The following is a 17,948-nucleotide window of genomic DNA, read 5'->3' as shown; positions in this document are numbered from 1 at the left end:
AATTGATATCATAAGCTCATCTCTTCTCTTGCCTCGACCAAAAGCTTCTTGAATTTTGAACTTTGCACACTAGTACAGTTCGGCGTAAATAAGCCACCCATTTGAAATGTCTAAAACCCTTACGCAATGAAAATTACGAATTACGAATTACGAATTACGAATTACGAATTACGCCTTGCGGTACTAGTCTCCAGTGCCATGTCCTGAACTTTGAGTTTTAGCTGCTGATGGGTCAGGCTGAGGTTTTTGATACTTACCTGGATACTTGTGCTGAAAATAAGCTTCTAGTACTTGTAAAACCATCGGACCGCAAATAGTACCACCATGTTCGCCAGTATTTTCCCCAAAGGCCACAACCACAATTTCTGGCTTATTACTGGGCGCATAAGCACCAAACCATGTATGGTTTGGGCGACCAACACCAGCTTCAGCTGTGCCACTCTTCCCGGAGGCTTGGGCAATTGTCGGCACGTCTAAGCGCTTACCAGTGCCTTCACTCACTACCTTCCGCAGTCCGTCGCGGAGAACTTTGATAGTTGTCGGCTTCATATTTAAGGATTCTCGCCAACTTTTTGCTTCTTCGTTATCTTTAAGCAAATGCGGCTGAACTCGATACCCGCCATTAGCAGGGACAGAAAACATAATCGCCGATTGCAGAGGTGTCACTTGCAAAGCGCCTTGACCAATTGACATATTAATGGTGTCGCCAACAGTCCAAGGCGTTTTCAAAACTTTCCGCTTCCATGTTTCATCTGGAACCAAGCCTACTGATTCTTCATCACGAAATTCAATACCAGTTCTTTGACCAAACCCGTATTTGCGACTCCATTTAATTAGAGTTGGGCCGCCGACTTTTCTGCCAACTTGATAGAAGAAAGTATCGCTACTCATAGCGATCGCTCTGGGAAATCCTAATGGCCCGAATCCGGCGTGGTTCCACTCACCAAATGTCACCCCACCCACGGTAAGAGAACCAAAGGTTTGTAGTATTGAGTCAGGAGAAAATTCACCTGATTCCAGTCCAGCTGTCGTAGTCACAACTTTAAAAGTACTGGCGGGCGGAAAGGCACTCAGGGCACGATTGACCAAGGGATGATCTTTACCTTGGACACTTTCCCAATCTTTTTGAGAGAGTTTTTGTTTGGAAAAGATATTTGGGTCAAAGGTGGGGTAAGATACCAACGCTAAAACAGCACCATTGTTTGGATCGAGTGCTGCGATCGCACCTCGGTGATTTCCCAAAGCTTTTTCTGCTGCCTTTTGCACATCCAAATCTATGGTTAGGTGCAAATCATTACCAGCTTTTGCCTGTTTCTCCCCTATAACCCGGATTGGTCTACCCGCACCATCCACTTCCACTTGCTGACCGCCCCATTCGCCCCGTAGAGCTTTCTCATAAGCCTTTTCCACGCCCATCTGACCGATTACATCTCCCAGTCGGTAGCCTAACTCCTTCTTGCCTTTTAACTGGTCGGGGGTCAACTCTCGTGTATAACCTAATACGTGTGCAAGTTCCTTGCCGTGGGGATAATAACGTACAGAATCTGTATTGATTTCCACTTCAGGAAGTTCATTTTTATACTCCTTTAATGCCGTAATTTCTGCTTCATTTAAATCGCGAGCAACCCGGATGAGTGAAGAAGAATTAGCACCAGCTTGTTCTAATTTCTTTTCCATCTCATCTTGGGGAATGTTAAGAATTTGCGCTAGACGCGGGCCGACTACAGACCAGGAAGGCTTAGTATGTGCCATCGGCCACAAGTATACAGAGCTAGGATAGCGAGTGCTAGCTAAAAGTTTGCCATTCCGGTCAAAAATATTGCCCCGTTCTGGTTGTTTAGGAATCATCCGAATTCGGTTTGCTTCAGCTCGTTCCCGGAGTTTTGGCCCTTCAACAATTTGCAAGTAAGCCAAACGAGCCTCAATCCCACTCGCCATTAATAGGGTAAATATGATTAAAAATATTGATTGGAAACCACGTCCAACTGTACGTGTATCTTTTTTGCTGCCAAGTGATGGGAATAATGACATAAGTATCAATTCAAAATTCAAAATGAATAAACGCAATTCCAGCCAGACTTTTAGCAATTGCTAATATGCAATTTTAAGGTTTGTTAACTTAATTGCAGAATCTCTAAGTAAGTGATTAAGTATATAAAGTTACCATATTTTATTCTCTTTACTTGGTATGAAAGAATCGAGCGAGTATATTCTTGAACAATTGTTTTTGGCGGATACAATAAACCAAAGTGTCAAATATAGTCTGCCCAAAAGACTAGAGCAATTGACAAAATAACGTAATATCACGGCATTCTACTGAGGATTATGGCTCAAATTGTCATGCAAAATCAGAGGGGGATAACAAGTTTTCAGCCACTTGATGTTGAACTGCGTAACGTCTTCAAGTTCTTTAACCAAGAAGCAGCGGTAAATGGAATTGATTTGGATGTCAGACAAGGAGAATTTTTTAGTATTTTAGGCCCCTCCGGTTGTGGTAAAACAACAACATTGCGCTTAATTGCTGGGTTTGAAATTGCTGACGCTGGTAAGGTGTTTATTCAGGGTCAGTCCATGACTAATGTGCCCCCTTACCGCCGACCCGTCAATACTGTATTTCAAAGTTACGCTCTATTTAACCACCTGAATGTCTGGAATAACATCGCTTTTGGACTGCGGTTAAAAAAAATACCCAAATCTAAAATTGAAGCTAGAGTCGAAGAAGCTTTAAAACTGGTGAAAATGGAAAGTTTGCGATCGCGCTTTCCCAATCAACTTTCTGGCGGTCAACAGCAGCGAGTAGCTTTAGCAAGGGCTTTAGTCAACCGTCCCACCGTGGTACTTCTGGATGAACCTTTAGGGGCGTTAGATTTAAAACTACGTAAAGAAATGCAAGTTGAGTTATCAAATTTACACAAAGACTTGGGGTTAACCTTTGTGATGGTGACACACGACCAAGAAGAAGCATTGTCTTTGAGCGATCGCATTGCCGTGATGAATCAAGGCAAAATTGAACAAGTTGGCACTCCCAGCCAAATTTACGAACGTCCTTGTACATCCTTTGTTGCTGATTTTATTGGTGATACTAATTTATTCAGTGGTGAAATCGTCGCGGTAGACTCCTCTAATATTAAAATCTCCACAAAAATGGGGCTATCAATTGTTATTAGCCGCGCTGAAGATACACCAACTGAATTATCACAAGCTGTAGTAGTGAGTGTGCGTCCAGAAAAAATACAGCTTTCGCTGTATCCACCTAATTTGCCAGTTAACTGCTTTGAAGGACGGCTTGTTAACATTATGTATTTGGGCACACATGTTAATTATGTTATGGAATTAACAAATGGCATTAGTATTAATGTCTTGCAACCTAATACTCTTGGTACTTTACCAGACCGCGACACACCTATTTACGCCTGGTGGGCAGAAACTGATTGTTTAGCTATTAGTCAATAGTTAATGGTCATATAGCAATCCGCTTTGATTCCTGAAATTATTTGCGTAGGGAGGGAACAGAGAACAGGGAACGGGGAACAGGCAAGAAGGAATAAAAGTGTACTGAGTTTTTTTCAAAAATCAAATACGAGTCCTATACAAAACGGTGGCAAATTATTACAACTTCATGGAAAAGGAGGATAACCGCCCCATAAGAGATATAACGTTACAGTTGCAAAAAAACTTTAATGCTGAATTGGAATTGTAATTACAAACTCTGTTCCTACTGCTGGTGTTGAATGACATTCCAGTTTGCCGCCATGTGTTTCTGTGATGATTTGATAACTGATAAACATTCCCATACCTGTTCCCTTACCTACAGGCTTGTTGGTGAAAAACGGATTAAAAACTTGTTTTTGAATCTGTTCTGACATCCCTATTCCATTGTCAGCGATCGCAATTTTTACCCAACCATCATCTATCACTGAGGTACGAATGGCGATCGTGGGAGTTAACAACCCCGATGTTAAATTGTCTATTCTTAATTGTGCATTCTCAATTGTCCATTCTTCTAAAGCATCAATGGCATTCGCTAATATATTCATAAACACCTGATTGAGTTCTCCGCCATAGCATTCCACTAAAGGTAATGTGCCGTAGTCTTTGATGACTTGAATGGCTGGAAGCTTTGTTGTTTCTTGGAAGCGATGTTGCAATACCATTAGAGTACTGTCGATGCTTTCGTGAATATCTACTGCTTTAAACTCGGCTTCATCTATGCGTGAGAAGGTTCGTAACGACAGCACAATCTGACGGATGCGCTGAGTGCCAACCTTCATCGAACTCAATATTCTTGGTACATCTTTCTGGATGTACTCTAGGTCAATTTCCTCACACAAAGCCTGAAATTCCAACTTATTACCAGATTGCTGCTGATGGTGAATTATTCGTAACAGGTCTTGAGTATATTCCTCAAGATGGCTGAGATTACCGTGAATAAAATTAACGGGATTGTTGATTTCGTGGGCAACTCCAGCCACAAGTTGACCCAAACTAGACATTTTTTCTGCTTGAATCATTTGTGCTTGAGTTTGTCTGAGTTCTTGAAGAGTTTGTGCTAAATTTTCTGTTTGTTGTCGCAATTGGTCTTCCATCTGTTTGCGCTCATTAATATCCCTGGCGACACAAACAACGGTGTTTTCGCTCATACTGGCAATATTCGCCTCAAACCAAACCTCTTGTTCACCTATAGGCAAGCTATATTCTACCTTCACAGTTTTTTTAGTTAAGAGTGCTTGTTGAATAGAGTTGAGAAAATAGTCGGCACAAGTAGAGGGTAAAACCTCATGTATTTTTCTGCCCAGCAGTTCCGCAGGAGGTTGGTAGAGTAAGGGCGCACCACTAGGAGCGATTTTTAGGTATCTTCCTTCGGCATCTAAGACAAGAATCACATCCTGCATAGCGTTGAACAAGGCGAGTAATTCTGATTGCGAGGCTTTGATTAATTCTTCAGCTTGTTTGCGACTGCTGATATCGCTAATAGCGCCATGAAGACCAATAATTTCACCGTCTGAGTCGAAAATTGGCGAAGCCACTGATCTCATCCAGCACCAATTTCCATCTTTTTTTAGGTGGCGAAATTCTATTGCAATCCGCTGCCCCTTGGTTTCCACCATTTCTTGGATCTTTCTCTGGGCTAGAGGAAAATCATCAGGATGAAGCAGGGGGGCAAAGGTTTGACCAAGTAGGTCTGAAGGTTCCCATCCTAAAACGTTTTTATACTGTGGTGAGACATAAGTAAAAAGACCTTGTACTGACATGGAAAAAATCAGGTCGCTGATATTTTCTACGAGTTGGCGATACTTAGCCTCACTCTCAGCCAAAGCAGTTGCCGCCGATTGGTGATGCTGTCCGCGAATTTTCTTTGCTGATTCTACAAAGACAGAATTATTTGCCAATTTCGACTGTAATTCTATCACTTGTAAATCTTGTGGGACTTCATCAGTAACTAATTCCCAAATTTGATGTTGTTCGGCTAACAGCGTAGTTGAATAAAGGTCTTGCAATGCTTCTAGCTGTTGCAGCAATTGGGCATTTTGCTGACGTAAAAGCAATATCTCTTCATTGATTTTTTCAGTACACATGTTCAACTCCGATTTACTCCGAACCTTATTGCAACTGGGGTGACAGAATCTTCTTAGCTAAAGTTGGTCTACTCAGCACTGTTTATCGAACAGAATTCTGACTCCTGAATTCTGACTTCTGAACTCTTCTTCAATGCCGCACTGGAATTACGATCGCAAACTCTGTACCTTTTCCTGGGGAGGAGTTGCAGTCTATTGAACCCCCGTGTTTTTCCACAACAATTTGACGGGCGATGGCTAATCCTAAACCCGTTCCTTTTCCCACAGATTTCGTCGTAAACAAATGGTCAAATATCTTTTGCTTGACTGCTTCATTCATGCCATTAGCATTATCAGCAATCGTTATTTTCACTTGATTATCTTTCAATGAGGTTTGAATTGTAATCTTGTTAGGGTTTTCTTGGATTTCCTCAAAATTCCGCCCAGTATTCGACTCATCTAAGGCATCAATGGCATTAGCTAGAATATTCATAAACACTTGGTTTAATTGTCCAGGAAAACATTCAACTTGAGGCAAACTGCCATAATCGGTTATTACTTCAATTGCTGGACGTTGCTCATTAGCTTTGAGGCGATGTTTGAGAATTAAAATTGTACTTTCAATCCCTTCATGAATTTTAAATGGCACTTTGTAATCTTTATCAGCGCGGGAGAAAGTTCTTAAACTAGTGCTGATATTTTTCAGGCGATCGCACGCCATCACCATTGAATCTATGGCCTTGGGTAAATCTTCTAAACTATAATCTAAGTCAATTTCTTCTGCATGGTCAATAATTTCAGCACCCGGATTAGGTAAAGTTTCTTGATAAAGTTTCAAGTGTTGCACAACATCAGCAATAGTAGGTTTAGCTTGTTTGAGACTTGCAGCAATAAACCCCAAAGGATTATTCATTTCATGAGCTACACCAGCAACTAAATTACCCAATGCAGACATTTTCTCACTTTGAACAATTTGTAATTGGGCTTGCTGTAAATCTTCTAAGGCTGTTCCGAGTGCTTGAGATTTTTCTGTCACCGCTGATTCAGCTTGTTTGCGATCGCTAATATTAATAGTTGTTACAACTATGCGATAAACTTTGTCCGTCCGATCTTTTAATGGACTGAGTGTGGTTAACCACCAAGTTTTCTGGTCGTTAAATGTTAGACATTCTTCATAGGTGATGGGTATTCCGCTTTGGAAACAACGCAGATGATTTTGATATACTGCTGCACCTTCATCACCATGCAAATCTTGGGGAGTTTTACCTAGTACTTCCGAAGCAGGTATACCAACTGCTAATTCGCACGATTTACTCCATCCTGTGTACTCAAACTTACCATTATCCCGGACATCAATCACACAGATCAGACAGCCAACACCTTCGTAAATACTACTGAGGAACTTTTCTCGCTCCTGGAGATGATTATATAACTGGGCATTTTCCAAAGAAATTGCGGCTTGAGTGCAGAGGAAATTTACCACAGAAAGGCGATCGCTAGTAAATACCCCTTGAGTCAGTTGATTTTCTAGGTAAAGAATCCCTACTAAACGCCCTTGATTAAGAATCGGGGTACATAATACACTTTGGGGTTGTGTTCGGTGCATATATTCCCCAATCAACCCAATAATATCTGTTTTGCAATTGTCTATAACAACTGTTTGTTGAGTATTTTTGACGTAATTGATAATTTTTGCGGGAATCTCTTGACAATCGGCGAGTGATTGTGGTTTCAGAATGGTTTGTATTTGGTCATGATTAATAAAAGTAATTGCCCTAACTTGCCAATTATCATCAGACACTTTCTTCAATAAGGGTTCCCCCCGGACGGTAGTATCTTCATCTTGGGGAAGAATGAGTACAGCTTTCTTGGCGCCAGAGTTTTCTAGGATAATGTGGGTCAAGCTGGCAATGAGTTGCTCTAATTCCAGAGAACTGGAGATAGCTTGAGCGGCTTTGAGGACAGAGGTAAAATCTAATGTCTGGGAAATACTAGTGCTGCCAGTGGTAGAAGTGCGAGTAGATGAGGAAGTGCTACGAAAGCTAATAGTTTCTAGGGTATTGAAGTTGATTCGTTGCTGTTGCAGAATGGATTGGAGTAGTTGGGGATAGCGTTTTTCTAGGTCTTCTATTTTGGCTTTTGCACCCCAACGAGCGTAACAGTAGTATGCTTCTTGCATATATGCTTGGGCAACTCTTTCTTTACCCCAATCGAAATAAAATTTGGCTACTAATTCATTGCTAAGTGCTTCTTCTTGGATGTAGCCGTTGGCTTTAGCTAGAGTTATGGCGCGATCGTAATTTTCCAGTGCTTCTGCTTTATTGCCCAAAACTCTTTGTTTCTCAGCCTCAACTAAATGCCATTTATGCAGATGATTTGTGGGAGCATTTTGCGCACAACGGTACAGAGTGGTTTGATGGATTTCTACCTGGGCGAGAATTATGGAAAGTTCAATTTCTGGCTGGGTGGAAAATTGGGCTAGGTGCGTCAGGGCTGCGTAGAAATGGGAAATCGGAACAAAAATCAATCCTGATACGGCGAGTAAATACTTTTCCCCTTCCTCAATGTAAGCGATCGCAGCTTTGTAATCACCAAAAGAATAGGCAAGCAATAGTTTGTAGATATACAACTCAGCCATCACCGTGAGTTCATTAGCCTGACGATGTTTGGCAATCATCACCGTTTCATCGTAGATACTGCCGCTCAAACAATCGGGCTGAATTTGGGTTTCTCTGAAGTTCTGTGCCGCCTGCCGCATAATACTCACATAAGTCTGGGCAGAATGTTGCTTCGCCTGAGTTAAGGCGGCGTTGTAACTTGCGATATCTAATTCCAAATTGCTAAGTTCAGAGCCACTCCAAAAGACCGCATAGCTGTAACAACATACGTTATAGCCAGCGTGTAAAAAATCGCCAGTTTCCATACCAGAGGTAAAACCAGCTTTCAGCAACGGTATTGTTGCCGAGAGAGCTTCTTGGTGATGCTGAATAAAGCCACCAAACAACATGGAAATTATAGATTTGAATTCCCGCACATTGAACCGATCTAGCAAATTCAATGCCAATTGCCCAAAATCGTAGCCCCCTTCAACCTCTCCCAAAAAGGCACACAGCACCATTCCGTGCAGCGCATACCCCACAGTTGAGGCGGGCGTATTCCCAAACTGAAGCGATAGGCTGACCATTGTGCAGCTAATTAGGGGCAATAAACCCGGCATTCCTTGGAAAACAGGTGCAAACAACATTCCTAACAGTTGCATGGCTGCTTGTGCTTGGGGATCGGTCATCACTGGTAAGTCAGCTAGTTCCTCAATTCGTTTGCCTGCGAGTTGACTAGCAAGGACTTGTAAAGCTTTACCAATCTCAGCATTGTTTGGCTCAATGGGTAGCTCAACTCCCAATTGCTTTAAGGCATCTCTGCCAACTGCGATCGCTTCTAATAGTCTGCTCTGGGCTGTCTGGGCAGCAATTTGAATTTCGTAAATTTTAACTTTGTCTAAAATTGTTTGGGCTGATTGCAACACCTGTACTGCTATCTGTTCCATGCCATCAAAGTCAGCATTTAAGTAGGCGGCTTCGGCGGCGGCAACATAGAGACTCAAGGTCAATTCATATCGATCTTGCCAGCAATTCACTGTGAGTAGCTCAATCCCGGTCTGTAAATAGACTCTGGCCGCAGTGTATGCGGTGGAATTTTTGGCTTTACCTCCTGCTGCTAAGTTAAGTCGAACCAAGGCTTCTCGCTCGTATGATTGGGCGAGCAACTCTTGCCCTAAATTCAAATGCCCAACAATATCAAACAGTTTTTCTTCTTGTTCTATTTGAGAGGAATTTTCTAGAAGTAATTGACCAATTTTGAGATGAGTGGCTTGTTTCTGGTTATCAGGAATTAGAGAATAGGCAGCTTGTTGTACTCTGTCATGTAAAAATCTATATTTGGCTAATTGTTTATTGGTATTACCAGTTGACAGCGCCAATCGATCGTGATTTTCTCCCTGATAAAATTTATAAACATCACTAATTGGTAAAATCAACCCTTCTTGTAAAGCTTTCCATAAACTAGCAGCTGTTTCAATTTCTGATGACTCCCAAACAATCGCCAAGGTTGCTAAATCAAATTGATTGCCAATGCAAGCAGCTAACTGCAATACATTTTGAGTTGATTGAGGCAATCTTTGTAATTGAAATACCATGAACTTAACAACATCATCTGTCACCGCTTGCTGATTTATTTGGGTGATATCACATTGCCACCCCCCCGTAGCCCTGCCTTGGTAAGGAGGGGTGAATTCAATTAATCCATCTTGGTGTAATGCCTTGAGAAACTGTATGGCAAAAAACGGATTACCTTGAGTTTTCTGAAATACCAATTGAGAAACAGGTAATGCCGAATCTTTTGTACATTTCAGTGTGTCAGCGACTAATTGATTTACTTGCGATTGACTTAGAGGTGCTAAAGTAATCGTATTAATTGTAGCTGCTGTTTTTTGGATATCATTCAAAGTCAACATTAATGGATGCGCTGAATTGACTTCGTTGTCACGATAAGCACCAATTAAGAAAAGATGTTTTGTATCAGCCATTAATAACTGTATTAACATCAAAGATGCTGAATCGGCCCATTGCAAATCATCTAAAAACATCACTAATGGATGTTTTTCACTGGTAAAGACTTGGGTAAATTTCTGAAATAATAAATTAAACCGATTTTGGGCGGCAGTTCCTGATAATTCTGTAACAGGTGGTTGTTGACCAATAATTCTTTCTAATTCGGGGATAACTTCAATAATTACCTGTCCATTATCACCTACAGCCGCTAAGATATTGGTTTTAAATTGCTGGATTTGAGCATCGCTTTCGGTTAATAATTGCCCCATTAAATCGCGAAAGGCTTGCACAAAAGCACTAAAGGGAATATTTCGTTGAAATTGGTCATATTTCCCTTTGATAAAATAACCGCGTTTTTTGACTATTGGTTTATGAACTTCGTTAACTACAACGGTTTTACCAATACCCGAAAAACCAGCCACCAGCATCATTTCTGTCGCACCTGTACTAACGCGCTCAAATGCTTGCAGGAGAGTTTCTACTTCTGTTTCTCGTCCATAAAGTTTATCAGGGATAATAAAGCGATCGCACAGATCCCGTTGAGCAATTGGGAAACTCTTAATTTCACCAGTTTTTTGGAGTTGAGATAAACAATGTTCTAAATCAAACTTCAGTCCCAATGCACTCTGATAGCGGTCTTCAGCATTTTTCGCCATCAATTTCATCAAAATATCACAGAGAACTTGAGGAATCTCTTCCCTGTTCCCTGTCCCCTGTCCCCTATCCCCTAAAAGTGGTGGAAGTTTTGCTAGATGACAATGTACCAACTCCATCGGGTCATTTGAATGGAAGGGTAACTCACCCGTAAGTAGTTCATAAAAAGTGACACCTAAAGAATAGAAATCAGTCCGGTAGTCAATCCCCCGATTCATTCTTCCTGTTTGTTCGGGAGAAATATAACCAAGTGTCCCTTCCAAAACATTGGGATTCATCAGTGTTTGAGTTTCCCGTGGTAGTAGGGATGCAATACTAAAGTCAATTAATTTAACTTGTTTGGTTTCTGGATTAATTAAAACATTGGCGGGTTTAATATCTTTATGAATAATCCGATCGCGATACAATATATCTAAGGTATTGCACAGTGCGATCGCTATTTCTAAAAACTCCATCAAAGATTCTAGGTTTCCTCTCACTCCCCAATCCTTGAGAGAAATTCCCCCAAAATCTTCCATTACCAACGCATAACCATTTTGATACGGTTCTAGGCTATAGGTTTGGACTATTAGCGGTGAGTTGAGATTTTTCGCTATGGTGTACTGATTCCGAAACGACAAGAGTTCGCTGAAACTCGGATAAGGATTTTTCAGCAACTTAATCACTACGGGTAATGAGTCAGTCTCTCGATACCCTCGATAAACGATGGTTCTAGAACCATTGTAGAGTTCTTCGCTAACCTTATATCCGGGAATATTAACTCTCGTACTAACCATACTGCTAAATCTTTAAGACTCCAGATATAGTGTTCCCAGATATAAAGCGAACCCGTCGCTCCACAACTTGAAATTTTGAGGATTTAGAGTCAAAGAAAATCGGCGCTAATCCCATCGCTTCTCTACGAGACGCGGTGCGAACAAGGAGTGTCCGAGATTCATACCGGAATTTCAATCGTAAATTCTGTACCCTGACCCAGAACCGAGTTAAAACTTAATTTTCCACCGTGGGTTTCTTCAACGATTTGACGAGCGATCGCTAATCCCAATCCTGTGCCTTTACCAACAGCTTTTGTCGTAAATAAATGGTCAAATATTTTTTGTTTAACTTCTTCGCTCATCCCCTTGCCATTATCAGTAATGGAAACTTTAACTAGATTATTTTCGACTGAGGTTGTAATTGTAATGCAGTTAGGATTGGCTTTAATTTCTTCAAAGCTGAGTCCATGATTAGATTCATCTAATGCATCAATAGCATTAGCAAAAATATTCATAAATACCTGATTTAATTGACCTGGGAAACATTCTACTTGAGGTAAATTACCGTAGTTTGCAACAACTTGAATCGCCGGACGGTGTTCATTGGCCTTGAGACGATGTTTGAGAATGAGAATAGTGCTATCAATGCCTTCGTGGATATTAAAAGGTACTTTGTAGTCTTGATCGGCACGAGAGAAAGTTCTCAAACTGGTGCTGATGTTCTTTAGCCTGTCACACGCCATAGACATAGAATCAATCATCTTGGGTAAGTCTTCTAAGCTATAATCCAAGTCGATTTCTTCGGCGTGATCTGCGATTTCATCGCTTTTGTTGGGTAAACTTTCTTGATATAGTCTGAGATGTTCAACAATATCAGCGATAGTAGGTTTCGCTTGTTTGAGACTAGCAGCAATAAAACCAAGGGGATTATTCATTTCGTGAGCTACACCAGCAACTAAGTTGCCTAGTGCAGACATTTTCTCAGTTTGCACCATTTGTAATTGTGCTTGTTGCAGGTTTTGTACAGCAGTTTCTAGCTCTTGTGCTTTTTCTTGAAGTTGGACTTCGGCAACTTTGCGTTCGCGTAGCGCAGCTTGTTGTTCTGTAATATCATCTGCTAAAGAAGCAACTCCGATTAACTCGCCATCTGCATTTACAAGTGGATTGTTATACCAAGCACAAATGATAATTTTACCATCCTTTGTCACATTTTCATTGATACTGTAATTGCCGCCCTCCTGCGATATAATTTCGACGCTGACTCGCTCCATTTCTGTTTGAATCTTTTGAGGAATGATGAATTTGAATCCACAACCCAAAGCCTCTTGTTTGCTGTAGCCAAAGATTCTTTCTGCGGCTGGATTCCAGTCAGTAACTTGATAATTGGTATCCCACTCTATAACTGCCAGTGGAGTTTGCTGAACCAATAGCTGGAGTCGTTGCTGGGATGCTTGAAAGATAGACTGGGCGGTGCTTAACTCCTCAAGCGATCGCTCTAGCTGTTGGGAATACTCTAGCGATCGCTCATAAAGTCGAGCATTTTCCAAAGAAATTGCGGCTTGAGCGCAGAGTAAATTGAGCAGTTCGACGCGATCTTTTGTGAACGCCCCCGTTGCTAGATTATTTTCTAGATATAAAATACCCATCAACTTCCCTTGATGCAAAATCGGGCTACACAAGATACTTTTCGGCTGCTGACGGATGATATAGGGGTCATTGGCTAAGGTGCGATCGACACTTGCATTCACCAGCACAGTAGTTTGCTTATCATGCTTGACTTTGTAAATCAGTCTGTGGGGAATGTCCTGGCTATCTTCAATAGGAATACGCTGCAAGACAACTGGCTTTGAACCTGTGGTAATTGACCCTTTGATTAACAGGCGATCGTCTCGCAAGAGCATTAACACGCATTTATCAGCCCCCGCATTTTCGATGACGATGGTCATCAACGATGAAAGTAGATTTTCCAGTTCGATTTCACCAGAAATAGTATGAGAAGCTTTGAGAATAGTAGCTAAATCTAAAGCCACAGAAACATTACTACTGGATATGGCCGAACTGGTGGAGGTGACACTACCCAATGTGAACAGAGTTTCGTGAGTGGAGAGAGGAGAACGGGTTTGCTCTAATATAGGTGTAAGTAGTTGCGGATAGCGAGCTTCTAGGTCAGCAACTTTGGCTTTTGCACCCCAACGAGCATAGGCATAGTAGGCTGCGATCGTGTATTCCTCGGCTATGCGCTCTTTGCCCCAATCTAGGTAGAATTTTGCTGCCAGTTCGTTAGCAAGTGCTTCTTCTTGGGTATATTCGTTGGCTTTGGCTAGAGTTATCGCCTTGTCGTAAAACTCAATTGCTTCGGCTTTTTGTCCTAATACTCGACATTTTTCCGCCTCTACCAAATCAACCTTATGTTGATAATTCATGGGTGCATGATCCGCCCATTGCTGTAACTTGGTTTGATTTTCTATGACACCCTGCAATGCTTCTGATGTTTCATCTAACTGTGGATTTAATTGTGCCAGAGTTAGCAGAGAATCATAAAGATAAAATACTGGTTCGCTGACTAATCCCGCACCAGCCATAAAATAGCGCCTGACTTCAATAGCATGATTTTTCGCTGGCTCAATTTCTCCAAACAAGAAACAAAGCATCAGTTTATACAAATGGAAAATATACAATCCATATCCATCTTTGGCAGACTGTAGCTGCTGGAGAAATTCTGTTTCTTCAAGGGCTTTCCCAGACAAAAGGGTGGTATGTTCTGCAAGACCTAGCAGATTTAAAACAGGTTGCCAATAGATCCGGCAATAATTTGCGGTTGTCAATTGATTTAATTGCATCAAACTATGGCAGTAGGCGCAAATATCCTGCTCTAAGGTAGCCAAGGATTGACTGCTCCAAAAAGAATTGAGACAAAAACTGTGGCCATTGTACCCAGCAAGTACCAAGTTCCCAAATTCTATGGCAGTAGTGTAACCTTCTTGCAAGAGGGGTAGTGTTTCTTTAATGTGAGATTTGCGGTGTACAACAAATAACCCCAACATCATCAAAACATCTGTTTTACTTGCTTTGGCATCGAGTTTTGAAATAATCTGGAGTGCCAGGGAAGCAAACTGCGATCCTGTATCCACGACTTGGAAGAAATTGCAGAGAATATTGGCATAGTTCGCATAGCCGAAAGCAGAAGTCGATGTGTTACCGTACTGAATTGATAGTTTAACGGACAAAGTATTCAGCAATGGGTACAGCGCAGAGCCAGTGAGGTAAGCCGCTGGGCTGATGATATTGACAATTTTAAGAGTACCAAGTTTTTCTGCATCGGTCATTTCAGGCAAGTGAACCAAATCAGCGATTTCCCGATCTCCAATGAGTTCCTTAATCTGTTGGATTTCCTGTTGAATATCTGATGGTGTCGGTGTTTCAGGAAAGGTGACACCAAGCTGTTGTAAGATTGGTTGGGCGATCGCGATCGCTGATGTCAGTTTACTTTGGGAAATATGAGATTGAATTCTAATACAGTAAACGTTGACTTTTTCAGGTAAGGAGCGTGCCTTTTGAATAACAATATCAATGAACTGTTCCATCACCTCAAAGTTACCGTTTAGCATTGCTACTTCCGCAGCTAATTCATATAAGGCGAGGGTCATTTCATACTGCTGCTGCCAAGTATTTTCTGCCAACAAAGACAATCCCACTGTCGCATATTCACGCGCTGCTTGATAGGCGGTTGAACTTTTAGCTTTGCGACAGGCAATTAAATTGAGCCCAGCTAATTCTTCTCGTTGAGTTGGTTGGGTAATTAAAGCAGTTCCGTGATTTAATTGATTGACGATTTCAAAAATCCGGTCAACTCTAGCTTGTGCGGAAATCTGTTGTAGAAGCAGTTGTCCGATTTGGTAATGAGTCGTTTGTTTTTGGTCATCGGGAATTAGGGAATAAGCTGCTTGTTGAACGCGATCGTGCAAAAATTTGTAGGTAACATTTTGAGACTTTTCTGGCGTAACGGCTTGACTTTCTGCCCCTACATAAAATTTATAAACATCACCAATCGGTAAAATCAAACCTTCTTGCAATGCTTTCCATAAATTGGCTGCGGTTTCTACTTCTGAGTGTTCTGAAACAATTGCTAATGTTGCTAGCTCGAACTGATTGCCAATACAAGCGGCTAATTTGAGAATATTCTGGGTTGCTAAGGGTAACTTCTCTAACTGCAACGCCATAAATTCTACAACATCATCGGTCAAGGCTTGTTGATTAATTTTGGACAGATCGCATTGCCAACAGCCTAACTCCAAGTTAAATTGAATGAGATTTTCTTCGTGTAGGGCTTTGAGAAATTGGGTGGCAAAAAATGGGTTGCCTTTAGTTTTTTGATAGACTAATTGTGAAAGGGGTAATGCCAAATTTTCTGTACTTTTTAGGGTATCAGCGACTAATTGATTGATTTGGGATTGACTCAGGGGTGTTAAAGTAATAGTATTAATGACTGCTTGATTTTTTTGAATTTCGCTCAAAGTCAGCATTAATGGATGGGCTGGATTGACTTCATTATCTCGATAAGCACCAATGATGAAAAGATGACCTGTATCAGCCATTAATAGCTGCATCAACTTTAATGATGCTGAATCAGCCCATTGTAAATCATCTAAAAACATCACTAATGGATGTTCGGCGCTAGTAAAGACTTGGGTGAATTTTTGAAACAATAAATTAAAGCGATTTTGGGCTGCCGTTCCTGATAATTCTACTGCTGGTGGTTGTTCGCCAATGATTTTTTCTAATTCGGGAATGACTTCAATAATTACCTGACCGTTTTCTCCAACAGTTTCTAATATTTGATTTTTCCATTGCTCTAGTTGGACATCACTTTCGGTTAACAATTGCCCCATTAAATCCCGAAATGATTGTACAAAAGCAGAGAAGGGAATATTGCGTTGAAATTGGTCGTATTTTCCTTTGATAAAATAACCGCGTTGCCGAACAATTGGTTTATGAACTTCGTTGACAACGGCGGTTTTCCCAATACCCGAAAAACCTGCTACCAGCATCATTTCTGTTGCACCAAGACTGACTCGCTCAAATGCTTGCAGTAAAGTTTCTGCTTCGGTTTCTCGTCCGTAGAGTTTGTCGGGGATGATGAAGCGATCGCATACATCCCGTTGTGCAATCTCAAAACTTTGAATTTCACCAGAAACTTGTAGCTGATATAAACATTTTTCTAAATCCAATTTTAGTCCCAAGGCACTTTGATATCTGGATTCTGCATTTTTCGCCATCAGTTTCATCACGATATCGCACAAAACTTGCGGAATTTTTCTTCCCTTTATTTCACTTAAATTTGGTGGATTTTTGGCAATATGACAATGGACTAACTCCATCGGATCTTTGGATTCAAAAGGTAACTTTCCTGCCAGTAATTCATAGAAAGTTACTCCCAAAGAATAAAAGTCACTTCGATAGTCAATCCCCCGATTCATTCGACCAGTTTGTTCCGGGGAAATATAAGCGAGTGTCCCTTCTAATCCATTGGGATTTATCAAAGTTTGTGTTTCTCGTGGGAGTAAGGATGCGATACTAAAGTCGATTAATTTAATTTGTTTGGTTTCGGGATTAATGAGAATATTGCTAGGTTTGATATCTTTATGAATAATCCGCTCTCGGTAGAGTACATCTAAGGTATTGCAGAGTGCGATCGCAATTTCTAAAAACTCTTTTAAAGACGAGATATATTGCGTTTCTACAGAGGTAAAATAATTTTTGAGAGAAATCCCCCCAAAGTCTTCCATCACCAGCGCATAGGCATTGTGATAGGGTTCTAGGCTATAAGTTTGGACTATTAGCGGTGAGTTGAGATTTTTAGCTATGGTGTACTGATTCCGAAACGACAAGAGTTCGCTGAAACTCGGATGAGGATTTTTCAGGAGTTTAATAACTACAGGTAATGAGTCAGTCTCTCGATACCCTCGATAAACGATGGTTCTAGAACCATTGTAGAGTTCTTCACTAACCTTGTATCTGGGAATATTGACAAGAGTGCTAACCATACTGCTCAATCTTTAAAACTTCCAGATTTAGTATTCCCAGATGTCTAAAATTATTTACCAAAAATAGCCAAAAATTACCCCGAAATTTCAATAATAAATTCCGTACCCTCACTGAAAACCGAGTTAAAACTCAATTTTCCGCCGTGGGTTTCTTCAAAGATTTGCAGACTGATTGCTAGTCCTAGACGATCGCTCGTTTTGTTAATTTTTATAACTCAAGCTTGATTAAAAACCATGCCTAACACTGGCTAACAGGAGTAACTTATTAACAGTTGCACAGATAGATACACTTAAGTTAATCTTGAAACTACCTATGGGCACTCCAATCAAAGG

5 protein-coding genes are annotated in these 17,948 nt (G+C 41.0%); 1 reads left to right on the top strand and 4 read right to left on the bottom strand.

Annotation, left to right across the window (positions count from 1 at the left end):
- Positions 1 to 183: 183 nt before the first annotated feature.
- Positions 184 to 2,031 (bottom strand): penicillin-binding protein 2, encoded by a 1,848-nt coding sequence (gene mrdA, locus ACM0OX_RS11665; RefSeq protein ID WP_414515013.1) that lies wholly within the window; start codon positions 2,029 to 2,031, stop codon positions 184 to 186.
- Between the two features lie 294 nt (positions 2,032 to 2,325).
- Here mrdA and ACM0OX_RS11660 point away from each other — a divergent pair, with 294 nt between their 5' ends.
- Positions 2,326 to 3,453, top strand: a complete 1,128-nt coding sequence (locus tag ACM0OX_RS11660) for an ABC transporter ATP-binding protein (protein ID WP_414515012.1) — start codon at positions 2,326 to 2,328, stop codon at positions 3,451 to 3,453.
- Positions 3,454 to 3,677: 224 nt separating this feature from the next.
- Here ACM0OX_RS11660 and ACM0OX_RS11655 read toward each other — a convergent pair whose 3' ends face one another.
- The 3 genes from ACM0OX_RS11655 to ACM0OX_RS11645 all read right to left on the bottom strand — a co-directional run bounded on the left by ACM0OX_RS11655 (position 3,678) and on the right by ACM0OX_RS11645 (position 17,615).
- A complete protein-coding gene (locus tag ACM0OX_RS11655) occupies positions 3,678 to 5,576 on the bottom strand; it encodes a PAS domain S-box protein (protein ID WP_414515011.1) in 1,899 nt (632 codons plus the stop codon).
- Between the two features lie 130 nt (positions 5,577 to 5,706).
- Positions 5,707 to 11,592, bottom strand: a complete 5,886-nt coding sequence (locus tag ACM0OX_RS11650; protein WP_414515010.1) for an AAA family ATPase — start codon at positions 11,590 to 11,592, stop codon at positions 5,707 to 5,709.
- Positions 11,593 to 11,750: 158 nt separating this feature from the next.
- Positions 11,751 to 17,615 (bottom strand): AAA family ATPase, encoded by a 5,865-nt coding sequence (locus tag ACM0OX_RS11645; RefSeq protein WP_414515009.1) that lies wholly within the window; start codon positions 17,613 to 17,615, stop codon positions 11,751 to 11,753.
- Positions 17,616 to 17,948: the final 333 nt, after the last annotated feature.

It is taken from the genome of Nostoc sp. PCC 9305 (assembly GCF_963920915.1).
Lineage (GTDB): Bacteria > Cyanobacteriota > Cyanobacteriia > Cyanobacteriales > Nostocaceae > Nostoc.
This window is presented reverse-complemented; position numbering and strand designations above follow the sequence as displayed.